Annotated in this window: 20 protein-coding genes; 15 read left to right on the top strand and 5 right to left on the bottom strand. The window is 63.6% G+C overall.

Features of this window, described 5'->3' with window-relative positions:
* Positions 1-14: 14 nt before the first annotated feature.
* The 5 genes from QX071_RS25645 to QX071_RS25625 are packed head-to-tail and all read left to right on the top strand — an operon-like array spanning position 15 to position 4,095.
* Positions 15-1,355: a hypothetical protein gene (locus QX071_RS25645; RefSeq protein ID WP_315705485.1), complete on the top strand. Its 1,341-nt coding sequence runs from the start codon at positions 15-17 to the stop codon at positions 1,353-1,355.
* Positions 1,356-1,367: 12 nt separating this feature from the next.
* Positions 1,368-1,874 (top strand): DUF2249 domain-containing protein, encoded by a 507-nt coding sequence (locus tag QX071_RS25640; RefSeq protein ID WP_315705436.1) that lies wholly within the window; start codon positions 1,368-1,370, stop codon positions 1,872-1,874.
* Entirely contained in the window at positions 1,874-2,188 is a 315-nt protein-coding gene (locus QX071_RS25635) for a metal-sulfur cluster assembly factor (RefSeq protein WP_315705437.1), read from the top strand. The genes QX071_RS25640 and QX071_RS25635 overlap by 1 nt, the downstream gene beginning before the upstream one ends.
* 9 nt (positions 2,189-2,197) lie before the next feature.
* Positions 2,198-3,625, top strand: a complete 1,428-nt coding sequence (gene ccoG, locus QX071_RS25630; protein ID WP_315705438.1) for a cytochrome c oxidase accessory protein CcoG — start codon at positions 2,198-2,200, stop codon at positions 3,623-3,625.
* 35 nt (positions 3,626-3,660) lie between these two features.
* On the top strand, positions 3,661-4,095 hold the full coding sequence (locus QX071_RS25625) for a PAS domain S-box protein (protein WP_315705439.1): 435 nt from the start codon (positions 3,661-3,663) through the stop codon (positions 4,093-4,095).
* A gap of 14 nt (positions 4,096-4,109) precedes the next feature.
* Here QX071_RS25625 and QX071_RS25620 read toward each other — a convergent pair whose 3' ends face one another.
* Entirely contained in the window at positions 4,110-5,003 is an 894-nt protein-coding gene (locus tag QX071_RS25620) for a ferritin family protein (RefSeq protein WP_315705440.1), read from the bottom strand.
* 206 nt (positions 5,004-5,209) lie between these two features.
* Between QX071_RS25620 and QX071_RS25615 the strand changes: the two genes are divergently transcribed.
* From QX071_RS25615 to QX071_RS25585, 7 genes are read left to right on the top strand one after another with little or no spacing between them, the layout of a single operon-like run.
* Entirely contained in the window at positions 5,210-7,525 is a 2,316-nt protein-coding gene (locus tag QX071_RS25615) for a 4Fe-4S binding protein (protein ID WP_315705441.1), read from the top strand.
* Between the two features lie 17 nt (positions 7,526-7,542).
* Entirely contained in the window at positions 7,543-9,474 is a 1,932-nt protein-coding gene (nosZ, locus tag QX071_RS25610; RefSeq protein WP_315705442.1) for a TAT-dependent nitrous-oxide reductase, read from the top strand.
* Between the two features lie 2 nt (positions 9,475-9,476).
* Positions 9,477-10,859 carry a nitrous oxide reductase family maturation protein NosD gene (locus tag QX071_RS25605; RefSeq protein WP_315705443.1) on the top strand — a complete coding sequence of 461 codons (1,383 nt, stop codon included), beginning with the start codon at positions 9,477-9,479 and terminating at the stop codon, positions 10,857-10,859.
* Positions 10,856-11,776 carry an ABC transporter ATP-binding protein gene (locus QX071_RS25600; RefSeq protein WP_315705444.1) on the top strand — a complete coding sequence of 307 codons (921 nt, stop codon included), beginning with the start codon at positions 10,856-10,858 and terminating at the stop codon, positions 11,774-11,776. The genes QX071_RS25605 and QX071_RS25600 overlap by 4 nt, the downstream gene beginning before the upstream one ends.
* Positions 11,773-12,600, top strand: coding sequence for an ABC transporter permease (locus QX071_RS25595; protein WP_315705445.1), 828 nt, complete (start codon positions 11,773-11,775; stop codon positions 12,598-12,600). Before QX071_RS25600 ends, QX071_RS25595 begins: the two co-directional genes overlap by 4 nt.
* A complete protein-coding gene (locus tag QX071_RS25590; RefSeq protein WP_315705446.1) occupies positions 12,597-13,148 on the top strand; it encodes a nitrous oxide reductase accessory protein NosL in 552 nt (183 codons plus the stop codon). The genes QX071_RS25595 and QX071_RS25590 overlap by 4 nt, the downstream gene beginning before the upstream one ends.
* A gap of 10 nt (positions 13,149-13,158) precedes the next feature.
* The gene (locus tag QX071_RS25585) at positions 13,159-14,151 is read left to right on the top strand and encodes an FAD:protein FMN transferase (RefSeq protein ID WP_315705447.1); all 993 of its coding nucleotides are present in this window, start codon (positions 13,159-13,161) and stop codon (positions 14,149-14,151) included.
* 70 nt (positions 14,152-14,221) lie between these two features.
* Here QX071_RS25585 and QX071_RS25580 read toward each other — a convergent pair whose 3' ends face one another.
* The 4 genes from QX071_RS25580 to QX071_RS25565 form a co-directional block, all read right to left on the bottom strand.
* The gene (locus tag QX071_RS25580; protein WP_315705448.1) at positions 14,222-14,581 is read right to left on the bottom strand and encodes a carboxymuconolactone decarboxylase family protein; all 360 of its coding nucleotides are present in this window, start codon (positions 14,579-14,581) and stop codon (positions 14,222-14,224) included.
* A gap of 2 nt (positions 14,582-14,583) precedes the next feature.
* Positions 14,584-17,826, bottom strand: a complete 3,243-nt coding sequence (locus tag QX071_RS25575) for an efflux RND transporter permease subunit (RefSeq protein ID WP_315705449.1) — start codon at positions 17,824-17,826, stop codon at positions 14,584-14,586.
* Positions 17,823-18,812, bottom strand: coding sequence for an efflux RND transporter periplasmic adaptor subunit (locus QX071_RS25570; protein WP_316172170.1), 990 nt, complete (start codon positions 18,810-18,812; stop codon positions 17,823-17,825). The genes QX071_RS25575 and QX071_RS25570 overlap by 4 nt, the downstream gene beginning before the upstream one ends.
* A 76-nt stretch (positions 18,813-18,888) precedes the next feature.
* Positions 18,889-19,236: a metalloregulator ArsR/SmtB family transcription factor gene (locus QX071_RS25565; protein ID WP_315705451.1), complete on the bottom strand. Its 348-nt coding sequence runs from the start codon at positions 19,234-19,236 to the stop codon at positions 18,889-18,891.
* A 131-nt stretch (positions 19,237-19,367) separates the two neighbouring features.
* Between QX071_RS25565 and QX071_RS25560 the strand changes: the two genes are divergently transcribed.
* Genes QX071_RS25560 through QX071_RS25550 form a run of 3 tightly spaced genes read left to right on the top strand, consistent with a single transcriptional unit; the run spans position 19,368 to position 21,346 of the window.
* Positions 19,368-20,654 carry an FAD/NAD(P)-binding oxidoreductase gene (locus QX071_RS25560; RefSeq protein WP_315705452.1) on the top strand — a complete coding sequence of 429 codons (1,287 nt, stop codon included), beginning with the start codon at positions 19,368-19,370 and terminating at the stop codon, positions 20,652-20,654.
* Complete coding sequence (trxC, locus tag QX071_RS25555; RefSeq protein ID WP_315705453.1) at positions 20,651-21,109, top strand: thioredoxin TrxC; 459 nt, start codon at positions 20,651-20,653, stop codon at positions 21,107-21,109. Before QX071_RS25560 ends, trxC begins: the two co-directional genes overlap by 4 nt.
* A gap of 33 nt (positions 21,110-21,142) precedes the next feature.
* Positions 21,143-21,346 (top strand): DUF2892 domain-containing protein, encoded by a 204-nt coding sequence (locus tag QX071_RS25550; protein WP_315705454.1) that lies wholly within the window; start codon positions 21,143-21,145, stop codon positions 21,344-21,346.
* Positions 21,347-21,380: the final 34 nt, after the last annotated feature.

Below are 21,380 nucleotides of genomic sequence, written 5' to 3'. Positions count from 1 at the left end.
ACTCCGAGGCCAACATGGTCGGCGCCAGCATATCACGATGGACAATGAGCTATTTCGCAATGGCGCTCGCGTGGCTGTTCGTCGCCTTGCTCCTGATGGTGCTCGGTATCGGCTATCCGGCCGTGGATCTCGCAGCCCCGGATACGCTGGTCCTGGTGCATGCGGTCGGCATCGGTTGGCTGAGCCTTGCGATGTGCGGCGCGCTGTTCCAGTTCGTGCCCGTGCTGGTCGCCAAGCCCCTGTTCGCGGACAACTGGGCCTTGCCGGCCCTGGGCTTGCTGACCGCCGGCCTCGTCTTGCTGCTCGCGGGGTTCCTGGCCTTGGGCGGCCGACTTCCACCCGCATTGTGGCTGCTTCCGCTCGGCGCGGTCCTGCTCGTGGCGGGCTTCGCTTTGGTCGTGGTCGATCTGGGCCTCACGGCGTGCTTGCGTCCGACGGGGCCGGCCCGCTTCGTTCTCGTCGGCCTCGCCTCGCTCAGCGCGACAGCAGCATTCGGCTCGGTCTTCGCATTCGCCCTTGCCGGCCGGGCAGGCTCGGTGGGCGATGTGCTGCTGGCGTCCGGCATTCCGCTGCATGCGATCGCCGGTCTCGGGGGCTGGCTGACCTTGACGGCCATGGGCGTGAGCTACCGGCTGCTGGCCATGTTCATGCTGGCGCCGGACATCGATGAACGGCAGAGCATGACCACGCTGACCGCCGGTGCCGCCGCCGTCGTCGTCGCCGTCGCCGGCGGGCTCCTCGCGATCGGGTTCGGGTCTGGATTGCGCATCGTGCTTGCGACCGCCGCCATGCTTGCGCTCGCCTCCGGCGCCCTGTACGGGCGCGACATCGCCGGCATCTACCGCGCCCGCAAGCGGCGGCAGCTCGAGCTCAACATGCGGATGGCGACGTTGTCCTTCGCCAGCCTGGCCGGGACCGCGGTGCTCGGCATTGCACTTGCGATGGCTGGCGCCTTCACCGCGCACGTCGGCGCCTTCGCCTTCCTCGCCGTTTTCGGTTGGCTGTCGGGCCTGGTGCTCGCCAAGCTCTACAAGATCGTCGCCTTCCTGACCTGGCTCGAGACCTACGGCCCGGTGATGGGACGCGCTCCCACGCCGCGCGTCCAGGATCTCGTCGCGGAGGGCAGGGCGACGAAGTGGTTCGTCATCTACTACGCCGCGGTCTGGGCCGGAACCCTGACGCTGCTGATGGGCGCGCCCGCCGCTTCGTTCCGGATCACTGTCGCGGTGATGGCCATTGGAGCAGCCGGCATTGTGCACGAAGTGATCCGGATCCGGCGGCTGGCGGATGTCGCAAGTCCGCTGCGGCTTCCGGGCGGCGCGATCGCGCCACACTTGTTGTTCGCCAGGAGTTGAGAGAGGAAACCCATGACCGATTATATCGATGTCGACGTCCGTCCGATCCTGCGCGCTGGAGGCGAACCCTTCTCGGTCATCATGGCCGCGCTGCAGCGGCTTGCGCCGGGGCAGGGCCTTCGCCTCTACGCGACCTTCAAGCCTGTTCCGCTGTTCGCCGTCATGGCGGACAAAGGCTATGCCTATGCGGATCGCCCGCTCGAGCACGGCGAGTGGGAAGTTCTGTTCACGCCGGTGGAGACGGAACTGGAGCAGGCGTCGAGTGCAACGGCCGGCGCCGGTTTCGACGATTGGCCTGAACCCGCCGTCAAGCTGGACAACCGCGACCTCGAGCCGCCGGAACCGATGGTCCGGATTCTTGCGGCGGCCGACCAACTCGGACCCGGCGAGACCTTGTCGGCGCTGCTGCGGCGCGAACCGGTGTTCCTGTTCCCGCAACTCGAAAAGCGCGGCTTCCGCTGGCTCGGCGGGTTCACACCTGACGGCGCGACGTATGAACTAACGGTGAGGGCTCCGTGATGACCGACGAACGCGAAGGTCTCATCCGCGATGCCATGCGTGTTGTGATCGATCCGGAGCTTGGCGAGAACGTGGTCGATCTCGGCTTCGTCTACGACATCTCAATCGCTGGCGACGCCGTTCATGTGACGATGACCGCGACCACGCCGGGATGTCCGGCGACCAGCTTCCTCAAAGAGGGGGTGACGAACAGTGTTGCCGGCCTGCCCGGTATCGGCTCGGTCGACGTGACGATGACCTTCGATCCCCCGTGGACGCCGGCCCGGATCGCCCCGGCCATCCGCGCATCGCTCGGCTTCGCGGCGGTCAGCTGAGGCGCCAAGATGACGATCACGATCGAGATCGATCACGCGAAGACGCGCGCGAGGGCCACGGCTGCAGCCGGCCAGCCAGTGGTGCCGCAGGCCGTCAAAGGCCCGATCCGCCGGATCAAATGGGGCATCCTGCTGCTGACGCTCGCGATCTACTACGTCACCCCATTCATCCGTTGGGACCGCGGTCCCAATGCGCCGGACCAAGCGGTGTTGCTCGATTTCGCGAACGGACGCCTCTACGCCTTCTTCCTCGAAATTTGGCCGCAGGATCTGTATTTGGTCACGGGACTTTTGGTGCTTGCCTCGACCGTCCTGATCCTGACCAATGCGGTGGCGGGGCGGCTTTGGTGCGGCTTCGCCTGTCCGCAGACGGTCTGGACTGATCTCTTCCTGCTGGTCGAAAGATGGATCGAGGGTGACCGCCGTCAGCGCCTGAAGAACATCGGTGCTCCGCTCTCCGCAAAGCGGATGGCGCAGATCGTTGCCAAGCATTCGGCCTGGCTGCTGATCGCGATGGCGACCGGTGGCACGCTGATCTTCTACTTTACCGACGCGCCGAGCCTGGTGCGGAATACAGCTTCCGGCGAGATGTCGGTCAACGCGCTCACCTGGATCCTGGTCTTCACCGGCACCACCTATGGCCTGGCCGGATTCGCGCGCGAGCAGGTCTGCACCTTCATGTGTCCGTGGCCGCGGCTGCAGGGCGCGATCTGGGATCCGGAGGCCTTTACGGTCAACTACCGCGACTACCGTGGCGAGCAGCGGACCTCGGCGAAGAAGGCGGCCGAACTGCGCCTGCAGGGCAAGCCGGCCGGCGATTGCGTCGACTGCGGCCATTGCGTCGCGGTCTGTCCGATCGGAATAGACATCCGCCAAGGACCGAACTTCGCATGCATCAATTGCGGGCTCTGCGTGGACGCCTGCGACGGGGTCATGTCCAAGCTCGGCCGCCCGCGCGGGCTGATCGATTATGAGAGCTGGAGGAACATCGAGCGGGGCCGCCGGAGGGAGGCGCACGTCAATCGCCTGGTGCGCCCGAAGACGATCGGCCTGACCGCGGCCTGCGTCGCGCTCGCCGGCACGATCGGCGTTGCGTTCGCGACCAAAACGACGGCCACGCTTTCGGTCCAGCATGACCGCGACCCCGTTGCTGTCCGGCTGTCCGACGGATCGGTGCGCAACGCCTACACGGTCAAGCTGTTGAACAAATCCTCGGTCGCGCATGTCTATACCCTGTCGGTCAGCGGCATGGATGCCAGGATGACCATCATCGGTCACGAGACCCTTGCTCCGGTCGAGGTGCCGCCGGACGAGTCGGAAGCCCTGCGGATCACGCTGACGACGGAGCAGTCCGGGCAAACCGACGTGGTGTTCATGGCAAGGGACGAGACCGGTTCCAACGTTCTTTCCGCCAAGGACAAGTTCTTCGACCGCTGAGACATTGCCGCCCAACTCGCGTAGGATGGAGTTTGGTGACCGAAGCAAAGAGTAAATCGATGGAAGAACGGTCTCAACTTGCGGAGCGGATTCTCGATCAGACCGCCGATGCCGTGATCTACGCAGACCGCACCGGCACGATTCTCCGCTGGAATCCGGCCGCGAGCGCTTTGTTCGGCTATTCGGCCGAAGAGGCTCTGGGTCGCGGCCTCGACCTGATCATTCCGGAGCATCTCAGGGACGCGCACTGGCGTGGGTTCGAGGCCGCCATGACCAGCGGCGCCATGAAGCTGCAGGGCCGGCCGACGTTGACCCGCGCCTTGCACAAGAGTGGGCGGAAACTTTACACGGAAATGACGTTCGCGATCGTCAAGAGCGCCGGCAATGATGAAGTGCTTGGCTCCGTCGCGGTGGTGCGAGATGTCACCGAACGGGTGGAAAAAGAGCGCGCGGCGAGCCGCTGGTCATGACCCCACTACAGCGGCTACTGGCTTGACGTCAGCGAATGCAGCCAAGCGAGGCGAGCGACAGCTTTCCCTGCAAGCCGCTGCAAGCGGTCAAGCTGTTCAGGGTCGGTGGCGCGTTCGGCGCCGTCGAGGTAAGCGTCCGCAAGCGCCTCGGCGAGAGCCGGTGCATCGGCCGTAGCGAGGGGGACGGTGACCAGAACAGCGCCTTCGGCCTCAACTGCCATAGCGGCGGTTTCCCGCTGGAGCTCACGGACGCGATCCGCCGCCGCTCCGGTCAGGCCGCTGTCGATCTGGCCAAGCAGGAGCGTCAACCGATGCTCGATCGCGCCGGCATCCACCTGTGCGTCGACGGCGTCACCAGGTGATATTGCCGCTCCGGACGCCTGCCTTGCGTCGCGCTCTGCGTGAAAAGCGTGACGTCGCTGCCTTCGCAGCGTGGCGACATGTCCGAGTTCCTCGCGCGCCATCGCCTCGGCTGCAGACTTGATATCGGGTGTCTTGGCGTACGCCGCGACATAGGACCAGAAGGCAAACGCCCGCTCCTCGTTGCGCACGGCTATCGCGAGCGCACGATAGGGAGTCATCAGGCGGGAAGATTGCATCTCGGCCGCAGTCTCGGAGTCGAACGTCTCGGGCGCCTGCCACCGGATCGTTGCCGGATCAGGCGCATGTCCCGTCCGGGATTGCGACCACCGCGCGACACTGTCGACATGTTCGCGCTCGGCAGCAGCGAGGCGCGTGAACACCGCGGCCAATTCATCTTTGTCTTGACAGCGCATATGCTCGGCAAGCTCGCCATATCTGTCTGCCGCCTCCTGCTCCATCGCATGGGCGAGCGCAAACAGCTCATCGAGGGAATGCAAAGTTCCTGCCGGCTCCGACTTCAAGAGCAGAGTTTGTGTGAGCAGCATGAGGCACCTTTGTAAGCAAGTTTGTCCTGCAACAAACTTCATCCTCGCTGGTGCGACTAGACATCCGTCGCAAACAGGAGTCAAATTGGGTTGGCGGGATCATCGATCCTCTCCGGGCCGTCAGCGCCGACGCCCACTCAAACCACATTCAAGAAGAATGGAACACGCGTCCACGTCGGACGCGTTATTCCGCGCTGAGGTGCTGCATGTCTCGGAGTCTGCTAGCCCCGTCGCGCTGTTGTCGCGTCGGTCTTGCTTTGACCATCGCGCTCGCGGCCTTCGCATGGCTTTCGATCGGGACCGCTTCGGCTGCGACCGAGCTCGGCACCTACCTGTCCAAGGTGCAGCCCGGTGATTTCTTCAAGGGTGCGGATCGATTTGGCCCTCCGCAGGGCGATCCACCGGTCGTGCCCGTGTATCGCGGCGATCAGCTGCAGGGCTTCGTCTACCTCAATTCAGATTTCGCGAACTCCGTCGGCTATTCCGGCAAGCCGATTCACATTCTCGTCGGTATCGATCCGAAGGGCATCATTACCGGACTGAAGCTGGTCGACCACAAGGAGCCGATCGTCCTGATTGGTATTCCCGAGGCCCGCATCGTCGGAGCCTTGAACTCGCTGATCGGCAAGGACATCAAGCCGGTCGCGCAAGGCGCCGAACGCCCCCCACAGGTGGACATCGTCAGTGGCGCGACGGTCACGGTGCTGGTCATGAGCGACAGCATCGTCCGCTCGGCCGTCAAGCTGATCCGCACCGGTCGGGTCGGCGGCGGGGACGCTTCTGCCGCGAAATCGGCTCTTCCACCGGTGACCAAGACGCTCGATCTCTCGCATAGCGAGGTGCGCGATTGGCAGAGCCTCATCGGTGACGGTTCAGTGCGGCGGCTGCATCTGACCATCAATGACGTCAACGATGCATTTGCCAAGTCGGGCAATGCGGTCGCGGCGCAAAACGCCGAGCCGGGTGCGCCGGATGACACCTTCATTGATCTCTACGTTGCGCTCGCTTCCGCACCTACGATCGGCCGAAGTCTGCTCGGCGACGACGGGTATCAACGGCTGAAGGAACGGCTGAAGCCGGGCCAGCAGGCCATCGTGATCGCCGCGAACGGAATCTATTCCTTCAAGGGCTCGGCCTATGTCCGCGGCGGCATCTTCGACCGCATCGAAGTGTTGCAGGAGGGCTCCAGCACGCGCTTCCGCGACCGCAATCATACGCGGCTCGGAGCGCTCGCCGCAGCCGGCTCTCCCGACTTCCAGGAGATCGGCCTGTTCGTCACTCCGCCGGAGTTCACGCTCGATCCGACGCAGCCCTGGCAGCTTCAGCTTCTCGTCCAGCGCAGTGTCGGCGCGCGGGACAAGGCGTTTCTCACCTTCGATCTCGATTACGTCTTGCCTGACCAATATGTCCGCCGCGAGCAGCAGGCGGTCACCGTTCTAGCCACCGCTCCGGCACCTGCGGCGCAGGCACAGGGGGGCGCTCCAGTTGAGCAACAGGCCGCATCGACCGCCGAGAACGAAGAACCGCTATGGATGCGTATCTGGCGCTCGCAGCCGGTCTCGATCGGCATCACCGCGTTGATGCTGTGCGCGCTCACCGTGATCTTCTTCTTCCAGAATGTGCTGGTGCGCCGGCCCGTGTTCTACACCTGGGTTCGGCGCGGCTTCCTCGCCTTCGTCCTGGTCTGGCTCGGTTGGTACGCCAACGCGCAGCTCTCGGTCGTCAATGTCGTGACGTTCAGCAACGCGCTGGTGACAGGTTTCAAGTGGGAATTTTTCCTCGCCGCGCCGCTGATTTTCATCCTGTGGTCGGCCACCGCGGCGGCGCTTCTGTTCTGGGGACGCGGGCCGTTCTGCGGCTGGCTCTGTCCGTTCGGCGCACTACAGGAACTGACCAACACGATCGCAAAATGGTTCAAAGTGCCGCAGATCACCGTGCCCTGGGGACTGCACGAGCGCCTGTGGCCGGTCAAATATATCATCTTCCTCGGCCTGTTCGGACTGTCGCTCTACTCGGTCGATCTCGCGGAGCGAATGGCCGAGGTCGAGCCGTTCAAGACCGCGATCATCCTGAAATTTGCGCGAAGCTGGCCGTTCGTCGCCTACGCGGTCGGTCTGCTGGTCATCGGCTTGTTCATCGAGCGCTTCTTCTGCCGCTATCTCTGCCCGCTGGGGGCCGCGCTCGCGATCCCCGGACGCATCCGGACTTTCGAGTGGCTTCGCCGCTGGCAGGAATGCGGTTCGCCCTGCCAGCGCTGCGCCAAGGAATGCCCGGTGCAGTCGATCCATCCGGAGGGGCACATCAACGTCAACGAGTGCATCTACTGCATGCACTGTCAGGAACTCTATTACGACGATCATCGCTGCCCGCACATGATCCAGGTGCGGCTCAAGCGAGAGAAGTTCGCCGCCATGTCCTCACCGTCCATGCGCACGGGCGGCAAGGGAGCAGGGACGGTGTTCACCCATGCCGGAAAGCCCGTGGTGACGGGCGCCGGTACCAATCCATCCCCTTCTCCATAGCCACACAGGAGACCATCATGGCGCGCGAGGAAGACGACGACAATAACATCAGCCGGCGGCAAGTCGTTGGCACCGCCGCGATCGGCGCGGCAGGCCTTGCGGGCGGGCTGGGCCTCGGCAAGTCGGTCGCTCCGAACTCGGCTGCCGCGCAACCTGCGGCGCGCCCTGGAGGCCAGAAGACCGAGGTCGCGCCCGGCGAACTCGACGAATATTATGTGTTCTTCTCGAGCGGCCAGACGGGTGAGGTGCGGATCGTCGGCATGCCGTCGATGCGCGAGCTGATGCGCATTCCGGTCTTCAATCGCGATAGCGCGACCGGCTGGGGCCTGACCAACGAGTCGCTGAAGATCCTGAACGAGGGCCTCACGCAGGAGACCCGCGATCGACTGAAGGGCCGCCTAAATGGAGTGTGGCAGAACGGCGATTGCCACCATCCGCACATGTCCTTCACCGATGGCACCTATGACGGGCGCTACATCTTCATCAATGACAAGGCCAACACCCGGCTTGCCCGTATCCGCACCGACATCATGAAGTGCGACAAGATGATCGAGCTGCCGAACCAGTACACGATCCACGGCATGCGGCCGCAAAAATATCCGCGCACCGGCTACGTGTTCTGCAATGGCGAGTACGAAGTGCCGCTGCCCAATGACGGCAAGATCCTCGACGACAAGACCAAGTACTGGTCGATGTTCTCAGCCGTCGATGGCGACACAATGAAGGTCGCTTGGCAGGTTATCGTCGACGGCAACCTCGACAACACCGACGCCGACTACCAGGGCAAGTACGTCTTCTCGACCTGCTACAATTCGGAAAAGGGCGTCACACTCGCGGAAATGACCGCGAGCGAGACGGATTGGATCGTCATCTTCAACCTCAAGCGCATCGAGGAGGGCGTCAAGAAGGGCGACTTCAAGGAAATGAACGGCGTTCCTGTGCTCGATGGTCGGCATGGCTCGCCGTACACCCGCTATGTTCCGATTCCCAACAGCCCGCATGGTATCAACACCGCGCCCGATGGCATTCACGTCGTCGCCAACGGGAAGTTATCGCCGACCGTCTCGGTGTTCGATGTGCGTCTGTTCGATCAGCTATTCGACGACAAAATCCAGCCGCGTGCCACGGTGGTCGCCGAGCCTGAACTGGGCCTCGGTCCGCTGCACACCGCCTTCGATGGCAAGGGCAATGGTTATACGACGCTGTTCCTCGACAGCCAGGTCTGCAAGTGGAGCATCGATCTCGCCAAGCGCGCCTTCAAGGGCGAGAAGGTCAATCCGATCATCCAGAAGATCGACGTCCATTATCAGCCCGGCCACAACCACTCCTCGATGGGCGAGACCAAGGAGGCCGATGGCAAGTGGCTGATCTCGCTGAACAAGTTCTCCAAGGATCGCTTCCTCAACGTCGGTCCGCTCAAGCCGGAGAACGACCAGTTGATCGACATCTCGGGCGACCAGATGAAGCTGGTGCATGACGGCCCGAGCTTCGCCGAGCCGCATGACGCCGTCATCGTGCATCGATCCAAGCTGGAGGGAAAGGTCACAAGCATCTACAAGCGCGACGATCCGTTCTTCGCGGATGCGGTCAAGCAGGCCAAGGCCGACGGCGTCACGCTCGAGAGCGACGCCAAGGTGATCCGGGATGGCAATAAGGTCCGGGTCTACTCGTTCTCCAGCGCGCCGGCCTACGGCCTTGAGAAGTTCGAGGTCAAACAGGGCGACGAGGTCACGGTCTACATCACCAACATCGACGATGTGGAGGATCTGACCCACGGCTTCTGCATCGTCAACTACGGCGTCAACATGGAGATCGGCCCGCAACAGACCTCATCGGTGACGTTCATTGCCGACAAGCCCGGCGTGTACTGGTACTTCTGCACCTGGTTCTGCCATGCCATGCACATGGAGATGAGGGGGCGAATGCTGGTCTCGCCGCAGAACGTCTGACGATGCGTTGGGTGCGCTACATCGCGATCTTGGCGCTGGCTGCGTTTGCCGCCGGCGCCGGCCCGCGCGCTAGCCTGGCAACAGAGCTTTCAGTAACGCCTGATGTCAGCGACCTCCAGGCGGTGCTCGAGTCCGCCTCAGAAGGTGACGAGGTGCGGCTTGCCGCCGGAACCTATCGCGGGCCACTGCATTTGACGCGCCGGATCACGCTGTCGGGTGCGCCCGGTGTCGTTGTGCGCGGCACGGGACAGGGCAGCGTCATTACGGTCTCGGCGCCAGGGGCTATCGTGCGCGGGCTCGAGGTGCGCGGCTCCGGGCGCTCGCTGGAGGGCATGGATTCGGGAATCTTCATCGAGCAGTCGGCACGCGGTGCTGTGGTGGAGGACAATCGGCTCGAGGACAATCTCTTCGGAATGTATCTTCACGGAGCGCCCGATGCGGTCGTGCGTCGCAACGTCGTCGTCGGCTTGCGTCAGGCGCGCACGAGCGAAGCCGGCAACGGGATCACGGTCTGGAACGCGCCCGGCGCCAAGGTCATCGACAACGACTTCCGCTACGGACGCGACGGCATCTTCGCAATCACCAGTCGCAACAACGTGTTCAGCGGCAACCGCTTCCGGGATTTGCGCTTCGGCGTGCACTACATGTATGCGAACGAGGGCGAGATCACGAACAACGTCTCGAAGGGAAACATCATCGGTTACGCCTTCATGTTTTCCAACCACCTGATCGTCAGGAACAATATCTCTGATCACGACCGGGATCGCGGCATCCTGTTCAATGCGGCAAACGAATCGGAGATTACAGACAACACGGTGATTGGCGGGCTGCAATCGGCGGAGCGCTGGGCGACCTCGGATAATCGCACGGCAGAGGAGGGAGTCCCCCAATCGGTCGCGGGCGCTCCGGCGGCAAGCAAGGCTGAACGCATCGGACCCGAGAAGTGCGTGTTCATCTACAACACCAACAAGAACAGGATTGCGCGCAACTGGTTCGAGGGTTGCGAGATCGGCGTCCATTTCACCGCCGGCTCGGAGCGTAACGAGATCACGGGTAACGCCTTCGTCAACAATTCCAACCAGGTGAAATATGTCGGTACGCGCCATCTCGACTGGTCGGAGAACGGACGCGGCAATTACTGGAGCGACAACCCGGCTTTTGACCTGAACGGCGACGGCGTTGCCGATACGGCGTATCGGCCGAACGACATGATCGATCGCGTGCTCTGGACTGCGCCGGCCGCCAAGCTTCTGATCAACAGTCCCGCTGTGCAGGTGATCCGCTGGGCCCAGGCGCAGTTCCCGGCACTGTTGCCGGGCGGGGTCATCGACAGTCATCCCTTGATGTCGCCACCAGCGCATCGCCTGGCCGAGGGCGCGCGATGAGCAGCACGGTTCGATTGACCGATGTGACCAGGGCGTATGGGCGCATCAAAGCCGTGTGTGGGGTTTCGTTCGAACTCGAGCAGGGCGAACTCGTGGCGCTGATCGGCCATAACGGCGCGGGCAAGACAACGCTGATGAAGCTGATGCTCGGGCTGATCCGACCGACCAGCGGAGCGGTGGAGGTGCTCGGCGACAATCCCGCTCTAGGACAATTCGCTGGCCGGCGGCAACTCGGGTATCTGCCAGAAAACGTCTCCTTCGATTCCGCGCTGACCGGGCGGGAGACACTGGCCTTCTACGCGCGATTGAAGCGCGAGCCGGTCGCGGAGGCGCTGAAGCTGCTCGACACGGTGGGGCTCGGCGATGCAGCGAGGCGGCGGGTCGGCACCTACTCCAAGGGCATGCGCCAGCGCCTGGGCCTCGCGCAGGCGCTGATCGGGCATCCTCGCGTTTTGCTGCTGGACGAGCCAACGACCGGCCTCGATCCGGAGCTGCGCCAGACCTTCTACGAAGTGATCCAGCACCTGTCCGCGGGCGGCGCGACCGTGTTGTTGTCCTCGCATGCACTCACCGAACTCGAGGAGCGGGCCGGCCGTGTCATCATCATGAACCGGGGCGTCAAGGTCGCCGACGGGTCAATCGACCATCTGCGGCGCCTTGCCCAGCTGCCGACCCGCATCAGGCTCAAGGTTTCGGACTCAGCGCCTGCAGGGCCGCTCTCCTGGTTGCCGGTCGATGCCGTCTGTCGTCGCCTCAACGGCCATATCGTCGAGATCGACGCTGCGCCGGAGCAGAAACTCGAACTCTTGCATCGCGCGACCGCGGCGGGGACGCCGGTCGACGATCTCGATGTGGTCCCTCCGACGCTCGATGAACTCTACGCGCACTTCCTGCGGCAAGCGGAGCAGGCCGGATGAACGCGCTGGTCATCGCACGGAAGGAGATCCATCAGGCGGTTCGGAACCGCTGGGTGCTGGCCGCGACCCTGCTGCTTGCCGGGCTCGCGCTTTCGCTCACGTTTCTCGGCAGTGCGCCGACCGGTACGGTCGGCGTGCGCGCGCTCGATGTCGTGATCGTCAGCCTGTCCAGCCTCACCATCTTCCTGATTCCGCTGATCGCACTGCTGATCTCGCATGACGCGATCGTTGGCGATATGGAGCGGGGGACGATGCTCCTGCTGCTGAGCTACCCGGTGGCTCGCTGGCAAGTGTTGGTCGGCAAGTTCCTCGGCCATCTGGCTGTGCTCGCGTTTGCGACCTGTCTCGGATATGGAATTGCAGCTGCCGCGTTGATCGCTGCGGGAAACCAGATCGATTCCGACAGCCTCGCAGCCTTCGGCGCCATGATCGGATCGTCCGTGCTGCTCGGGGCCGTGTTTGTCGCGATGGGCTATCTGGTGAGTGCGCTGGTGCGAGATCGCGGCACCGCAGCCGGCTTATGCATCGGTCTATGGCTTCTCCTGGTGTTGATCTACGACATGGGCTTGCTCGGAATTCTCGCCCTGGACCAGGGGCGCAGCATCTCGGCCTCGGCAGTCGATGCAATGCTGCTGATCAACCCGACGGACGCCTATCGCCTGTTCAACCTGACCGGTTTCGCCAATGTCAGCACCTTCGCTGGTATGGCTGGTCTGGCCCAGAGCACGACCTTGTCGGCCGGCGTGCTTCTGATCGCGCTGCTGTTTTGGACGCTGGTTCCGCTCGGACTTGCCGCGTTTGCGTTTTCCCGGAGAGAGCTATGAAGGGTCTTTCCTTCGCCTTTGCCATCCTGCTTCCGATCGCGCTGCTTGGCTGCGGCGAGAAGCAAGCGGCGCGGATGCCGCCGCCCCATCGCATGACAGAAGAGGCGATCGGGCACTATTGCGGCATGAATGTCCTGGAGCATCCGGGTCCGAAAGGACAGATCCTGGTGGCGAGCCTGATCGAGCCGGTCTGGTTTTCGTCGGTGCGGGATACGATTGCTTTCACCGTGCTTCCCGACGAGCCGAAGGACATCCAGGCGATCTACGTCTCCGACATGGGCAAAGCAGCAAGTTGGGACAAGCCTGGCGCGGACAACTGGGTCGAGGCGCGTAAGGCTCTGTTCGTGATCGGCAGCAGCGTCAGGGGCGGCATGGGGAGCGAAGAGGCCGTCCCGTTCTCGGATCGCAGCGCGGCGAAGACATTCGTGAATGAAAACGGTGGACGCATCGTGTCCTTTGCGGATGTCCCGAAGACCTATGTGCTCGGGCCGGACGAGGAGGGCGGCGGGGCGAGTCCGGGGCAGAAGGATCGTGCTTCGCTCGATTGAGGAGGATCACATGGCGCGTGCAATGTCGCGGCGGCGTTTCATCAGCATCAGCGGCGCTGTTGCGGGGCTAGCTGTTGCGGGGCTTGGTAGGGCGACTGCGAAGGCCGATCTTGCCGTCTGGCGCGGCACGATGCTGGGCGCGGTCGCAACGATGAAGATCTATCATCCCGATCGGAACGAGGCTGAGCGTTTGATCTCTGCGGCCTGTGCCGAGGCGCGACGGCTGGAGCGGCTGTTCAGCCTTTATGTCGAGGACTCCGCCTTGGTACGGTTGAACCGCACGGGGATACTCGTGGATCCTGCGGTCGAGTTCGTCGAACTGATGGAGACCTCGTTGCGACATTCGGAGCTGACCGGCGGTCTGTTCGACCCGACTGTGCAGCCGCTCTGGGATCTCTACGCAAGGTATTTCTCAAGACCGGACGCGGACCCGTCGGGGCCTGACAAGGCGTCCATGGACGCGGTGCTTGCCCACGTCGGCTATCGCCGCTTGTCGGTCAGCCGCGATCGGGTCGTCGCGCCGAAGGGGACGGCCGTGACGCTGAACGGAATCGCGCAAGGCTACGTCACGGACAAGGTGGTAGACCTGCTGCGTGCCCAGGGGATTGCGCACACGCTCGTCGATATGGGGGAAAGCCGGGCCGTCGGTGCGCGTCCGGATGGGCTGCCTTGGGAGGTCGGCATCGCCGATCCGGACACGCCCGGACGGACGCAAACGGTGCTGTCTATCGAGGACCGCGCCGTCTCCACGTCCGGAGGATACGGCTTCCGGTTCGGTCCGCAAGGACGCTTCAATCATCTGTTTGATCCGACGAACGGCGGCTGCGGACATCTCTACAGCAGCGTCACAACCATCGCCGCGACGGCGACTGCCGCGGACGCGATGTCGACCGCCTTCAGTCTGATGCCGGTGGTTCAGATCAGGTCGCTGATGCAGCCGGCCGGTATCGAACGGGTTCACCTGATCGACGCCGCCGGCGCGGTATCCGAACTCGTGGTATGAAGACCGCTCCCTAAACGGCAGCACGAAGGCGGATGAAAGCCGGGTCTTCCCGCGGCAGCCTTGGCCAATCTCAGGCGGCAGCCGTCGCCCGTTGCTGGAATTCCTCGAACGCGGCAATCGCATCAGCGGCATACATCAGCGACGGACCGCCGCCCATATAGATCGCCATGCCGAGCGTTTCCTCCACCTCCTGGCGCGTTGCGCCGAGCCGAACCAGCGCCTCGGTGTGAAAACCGATGCAACCGTCGCAGCGGGCCGCGACTCCGATCGCGAGTGCGATCAGCTCTTTGGTCTTCTTGTCCAGCGCGCCATCGCGGGTAGCGGCCTGCGCCATCGCGGAGAAGCCCTGCATCACGTCAGGAATGCCCTTGCGCAGCTTCTTCATATTGCCGGACAGCCCGCTGCAAAGCTCGGTATAGTTCTTGTCCATGATTATCCCCTTGAGGTCGGCTTGAGATCGGTTTTCGCCGGCGAGCGCAGCGCGATGTAGATCGCGGGGATCACGAGCACGGTCAAAAGCGTCGATGAGGCCAGGCCGAACAGCAGCGAAATCGCGAGCCCCTGGAAGATCGGGTCGAGCAGGATGGTGGCGGCGCCGATCATGGCGGCAAGCGCGGTCAGCAGGATCGGCTTGAAGCGCACCGCACCGGCTTCGAGGACGACGTCGCGCAAGCTCTTGCCTTCGCCGCCACTGTGGCGGATGAAATCGACCAGCAGGATTGAGTTGCGCACGATGATGCCGGCCAGCGCGATGAAGCCGATCATCGAGGTTGCGGTGAAGGGCGCCCCTAGCAACCAGTGGCCGAGCAGGATGCCGATCAGGGTGAGCGGGATCGGCGTCAGGATCACCAGCGGCAGGCGGAAGCTGCCGAATTGCGCAACGACCAGCACGTAGATGCCGAGGATCGCTGCGCCAAAGGCCGCGCCCATGTCGCGGAAGGTCACATAGGTGATCTCCCATTCGCCGTCCCACAGCAGCGTCGGATGCGACTCGTCCGCGGGCTGGCCGTGGAATGCGATGACCGGCTTCGGCAGTTTGCCCCAGTCATGCGCATCGATGCGGTCGGCAACCGCTAGCATGCCATAGAGCGGCGCCTCGAAACGGCCGGCCAGCTCGGCCGTCACCATGTCGGCGAAACGGCCGTCGCGCCGGAAGATCACAGGGGAGCCTTCTTCCTGCGTTGCCTTGACCACTTGGCCGAGCTCGACGACGGTCTTGCTGCCGGGCACGGTGTTGGCGGGCACCGGGGTGGATGCCAGTGCGGCGGTCCAATCCTTGTCGCGCTTCGGCAATTTGACCGCGATCTCGATCGGATTGCGCTCTTCGCCGCGATGCGAGTAGCCGACGGACACGCCTCCGAACAGGGTCTGGATCGTGTCGTAGACGTCGCGCTGTTCGACCCCGAAATATTCGAGACTGTCCTGATCGATCGAGAGCCGCAGGCGCGGCCGCTTCTCGCCGATGGAATCGTCGATGTCGACGATGAACGGCACCTCGGCAAAGATCTTCTTCACCTCGCGCGCAACCTCCCGCCGCGTTGCTGCATCGGGACCATAGATTTCGGCGAGCAACGTCGCCAGAACGGGTGGTCCCGGCGGCACCTCGACCACCTTGATGCTGGTGCCTGCCGGCATCTGCACCGCCTTGAGCCGTTGGCGCAGGTCGAGCGCGACGTCGTGGCTGGCTCGCTTGCGCTCGCCGCGCGCGGTGAGGTTGACCTGCAATTCGCCAAGTTCAGGACGCTCGCGCAGGTAATAATGCCGCACCAGTCCATTGAAGTTGAACGGCGCTGGCGTTCCGGCGTAGGCCTGGACCGACGTGATCTCCGGCAGCTGATGGGCGATGTCGGCCGCTGCGAACAGCACCCGTTCGGTTTCCTCCAGGCTCGCGCCCTCGGGTAGATCCGCGACAACGGCGATCTCTGATTTGTTGTCGAACGGCAGCAGCTTCACCGTGACCGACTTGGTCGCAAACAACGTCATCGAGAGCAAAGTTGCGATACCGACCCCGAGCAGGAAGATCCAGGCTGAGCGCTTGCTTGCAACGATCGGGCGGGCGACCTTGCGGTACAGCCGGCCGAGCCGGCCTTCGTCATGTGCAGCGTGTCCCGCGCTATTGCCATCGGTTTTGGCAGGGTCCTTTTTTGGCGCGAGCCGCAGCATCAGCCAAGGCGCGACCACCATGGCGACGAAGAACGAGAACAGCATCGCGGCGGACGCATTCGCCGGAATCGGTGCCATGTAGGGGCCCATCAGTCCCGACACGAACAGCATCGGCAACAAGGCTGCCACCACGGTAAGCGTCGCGACGACGGTCGGATTGCCGACCTCGGCGACCGCTTCGATCGTTGCCTGCAGGCGCGGACGGCCATCGTGCATGGACCAATGGCGGGCGATGTTCTCGACCACGACAATCGCGTCGTCGACCAGGATGCCGATCGAGAAGATCAGCGCGAACAGGCTGACGCGATTGATGGTGTAGCCCATCAGATTGGCGGCAAACAGCGTCAGCAGGATCGTGGTCGGGATCACGACGAAGGTGACCACCGCCTCACGCCAGCCGATCGCGATCGCAATCAGGACGACGATCGAGAGCGTTGCAAGCCCGAGGTGGAACAGGAGCTCGTTGGCCTTTTCGTTGGCGGTTTCGCCATAATCCCGCGTCACCGTGACGGTGACGTCATCGGGAATGAGGCGCGTCTTGAGGCCTTCCAGCCGCTGAGCGATGTCATGCGACACGACCACGGCGTTGGCGCCGGCGCGTTTGGCCAGCGCCAGACTGACCGCGGGCACGCGGTTCCACTGGCTCTCGCCGCTGCGGGCATCGTTCCAGACCCGATGCTCGGCGAGATTCGGTCCGATCACGACGGTCGCGACGTCGCGGACATAGACCGGGCGTCCGTCACGCGTGGTGATCAGAAGCAGGCCGATGTCGGGAATCCCGGCGAGCGTCTGGCCGGCCGCGACGTTGCGGACGATGCCGCCGTCTCTGATGTCGCCGGCCAGGAAGGAGCGGTTGGCATCCTTCACCTTGGCGACGAGCTGCTGCAGCGTGACACCGAACAGGGACAGCTTTTCCGGATCTGGCTCGACCCGGATCTGCTGTGCGCCGCCGCCGGAGATGTAGGTGAGGCCGACATTGTCGACCTTGGTCAACTCGGCGCGCAGCTTATCCGCGAGCTCATAGAGGTCCTTGTCGGTCCAGCGGTCGGCGGCTTCCGGCTTCGGCGACAGGGTCAGGACACTGACAGCCACGTCGTTGATGCCGCGCCCGACGATCAAGGGTTCCGGGATTCCGACCGGAATCCGATCGAGATTGGCGCGAATCTTCTCGTGGACGCGCAGGATGGCGTCTTCGAACTTGGTGCCGACCAGAAACCGCGCGGTGACCATCACCCGGTCGTCCTCGGTCTGGCTGTAGACGTGCTCGACGCCGTCGATCGCCTTGACGATGGTCTCGAGCGGCTTGGTAACGAGCTCGACGGCGTCAGGCCCGCGCAATCCATCCGCATTGACGCGGATGTCGACCATGGGAACGCTGATCTGCGGCTCCTCCTCGCGGGGGATCACGATGACCGCGATCAGGCCAACGACCAATGCCGCCAGCAGGAACAGCGGCGTCAGCGGCGAGCCGATCGTCGCCTGGGTAAGTTTGCCCGACAATCCGAGTTTCACGGCAGCACCAATTGGTCGCCCGCGCGCAGACCGGACAGGATTTCAAGGCCGTCGGGGAGGTCGGGGCTCGGCAGCTCGCGGCCGCGCTGCACCGGCACAGCGACGGTCTGATCCTGTTGCCGTAGCTGAACATAGTCGATCCCGAAACGGGTCGTCACATAGCGCGCCGGAATCACGAAGGCGTTGCGCGTGCCGCCGGAGATCCACACCCGCAGGCGGTCGCCGATGAAATATTGGCCGAGGCCCGAGACGATGGCGTCGGCAACGACGCGGCCTTCCTCGATCTGCGGATAGACCAGATCGATCACGCCCCATTTCGTGCCTTGCTCACCCAACTCGGCGGCATCGACGCGGACCTTGTCGCCGGCTTTCAGGAACAGCGCGTGCCGCTCCGGCACACGCAGCCGCAGCTTGAAATTCTGTTGCGCGATCGTCACGATGGGATCGCCGGGCAGCACCACCGATCCTACGGTCACGAGCTTCTTCAGCACGCGCCCGTCGTCGGGCGCCAGCACTTGTCCTTCGGTCTGCTGCTGCTGCACGACGGCGCGTTCGGCGGTCTTGGACCGCAAATTATTCTGCGCGACGTTGAGCGCGGTCCGGGCCTGATCCAGATTGGTGCGCGGCAGCGTCCCGCGCTCGACCAATCCCTGGATCCGGTCAAAGTCGATCTGGGCCTGATCCGTCTGCGCCTGCAGCCCCAGGATTTGTGCATCCAGCGATTTCATCTGCAGCACGAGCTTCTCGTCGCCGACCACGGCAATCGCCTGGCCGCGCGTCACGGCATCGCCTTCCCTGACGTGAAGCTGAGCCACGGTGCCGCCGATGCGCGCACGCGCCGGGACTACGCTGATGCTCTCGACGGTAGCGAATACAGCCTTTTCGTCCGTGACCTGACGCGTCGCCGCCGTCAGGGTTTCCGCTTGAGCCGGCACTGCGGACCATGTCGCAACGGCCATCAAGCTCAGGAGCGTTAATCTTCGCATTAGCTAATCCTGTTTTTCCAGTTCCGGAGGACGCCCGGGCAGCGAAGCTTGCGCACGCATGCCATGAGGCCCGTTCTCAACCCTTGATATGTCTCAAGGGGCCGATCCGCCGTTGCTCTACCTTCCGTGCCGGTTTGGCAGGAGCCGGCGCGCAGTAGACTTCGTAAAGCGTCTTCAGCACCTCACGCGCCGGATCGCTTGCAATCGAGTAATAGATCGTCTGCCCATCGCGCCGCGCGGACACGAGTCCATCCTTGCGCAACAAGGCAAGGTGTTGCGACACGGTGGAATCGCGCAAGGACAGCAGTTCGGCGAGGTCACCGACCGGGCGTTCCCCGTCGATCAATTGGCAGATGATCAGAAGCCGGTGCCGGTTCGAAAGCGCCTTGAGGAGGTTGCTCGCCTGGTCCGCCGCCGCTTCCATGATGTCGGTGTCAATTTTCATGATTGCGTATATACGAATATTCGAATATATAATCAAGCGCAGATCACCAGATCACACAAGCCGCGGCTCACGTGGCGCGAACGGGAAGAACGGAAACCGAGGAGAATACCATGGCGGAAGTTGTCGTGATTGGAGCCGGGCTGAGCGGAACGCTGATGGCCTACGAATTACTGGCGCATGTGAGGCGGGAAGACCGGCTGACGGTGATCTCCGAAGGGCCGGTCTATCACTTCGTGCCGTCCAATCCCTGGGTTGCGGTCGGCTGGCGCAAGCGCGACGAGATCGAGATCGATCTGGTCGACACTATGAAGCGCAAGGGCATTCGACTGCTGACGCAGGGCGCCAAGCGCGTGCATGCGGCCGACGATCGCGTCGAGCTGAACGACGGCACGATCGTGGACTACGACTATCTTGTGATTGCGACCGGTCCGGAACTCGCCTTCGACGAAATTCCGGGTCTGGGGCCGCAAGGCCATACCCAGTCGGTGTGCCACGTCGATCATGCGGCGCACGCAAAAGCCGCCTTCGACAAGCTGGCCGAAAACCCGGGCCCGGTGGTGATCGGGGCCGTACAGGGAGCATCCTGCTTCGGTCCGGCCTACGAATTCCTCTTCATCCTGGAGACTGAACTACGCCGCCGCAAGCTGCGCGATCGTGTGCCGATGACCTTCGTGACCTCCGAGCCCTATATAGGCCATCTCGGTCTCGACGGCGTTGGCGACACCAAGGGGCTGCTCGAGAGCGAGCTGCGCGAGAAGCACGTCAAGTGGATCACCAATGCGCGCGTGACCGGGGTCGAGGCGGGGCGGATGACCGTCGAGGAGCTGAACGACGACGGTGCTGTGCGTAAGACCCACGAACTGCCGTTCGCGTATTCGATGATGTTGCCGGCGTTCCGTGGCGTTGCCGCGGTGCGCGGGATCGAGAAGCTGACCAATCCGCGCGGCTTCATCGTCGTCGACAAGCACCAGCGCAATCCCGAATTCCGGAACGTGTTCGCGGTCGGCGTTTGCGTCGCGATCCCGCCGATCGGACCGACACCGGTCCCGGTCGGCGTGCCGAAGACCGGTTTCATGATCGAATCGATGGTGACTGCGACCGCGTTGAACATCGGCGCGTTGCTGCGCGGCCGGGAGCCGGCGGCGCAGCCGACCTGGAATGCGATCTGCCTCGCGGATTTCGGCGACTCCGGCGTAGCCTTTCTGGCGCAGCCCCAGATCCCGCCCCGCAACGTCAACTGGTCGTCGAAAGGTGAGTGGGTGCATTTCGCAAAGGTCGCGTTCGAGAAATACTTCTTGCGCAAGATGCGGCGCGGCACCCCGGAGCCGTTCTACGAGCGTTTCCTGCTCGATCGGCTCAACATCGCGAAGGTCAAGGAGGTCAAAACCGGCACATGAGTGAGACCTTCCAGGTCGTCTGCGGCCATTGTGGGCAGATCAACCGTCTGCCCTCAAGTGTCGGAAAGACCCCCAACACACCCGCGGCAGCGAAATGCGGAAAATGTCACACGGCGATCTTCAGCGGCCATCCGATCGAGGTCGACGAGGCCGCGTTCAAACGGCATCTCGCGCACAGCGACCTGCCGCTGCTCGTCGACGTTTGGGCGCCCTGGTGCGGTCCTTGCCGGGCGATGGCGCCGATGTTCGAACGGGCCGCGCAGGAACTCGAGCCGCGCGCCCGCTTGCTCAAGCTCAATTCCGACGCAGCGCCAGACGTCTCGGCGCGCTTCGGCATCTCGGGCATTCCAACGCTCCTGCTCCTGAGGGGAGGCCGGGAGCTGGCACGCGTTTCAGGTGCGATGGATTCGCAACGAATTGTCGCCTGGACTCTGTCCGGCCTCAGCCGGGCTTGATCACGCTCAATCCAAATCACACAGGAGCATGCCATGAACGTCGATAAAGCAGTTCTCAGCTTTGCAGGGTTGGTCGTCCTGCTCGGGCTCGCGCTCGGCTGGACCGTCAATCCGTACTGGTACCTACTGACGGCCTTTGCGGGGGTGAACATGATTCAGGCGTCCTTCACCGGCTTCTGTCCGGCGGCGATCGTGTTCAAGAAGCTCGGCCTGAAGAGCGGTAACGCATTCTCCTGAGCTCGCGAGCAGCAGGTGGATGCGCCGCAGAGAC

Origin of the sequence: Bradyrhizobium sp. SZCCHNS1022 (assembly GCF_032484835.1) — a bacterium.
Lineage (GTDB): Bacteria > Pseudomonadota > Alphaproteobacteria > Rhizobiales > Xanthobacteraceae > Bradyrhizobium.
This window is presented reverse-complemented; position numbering and strand designations above follow the sequence as displayed.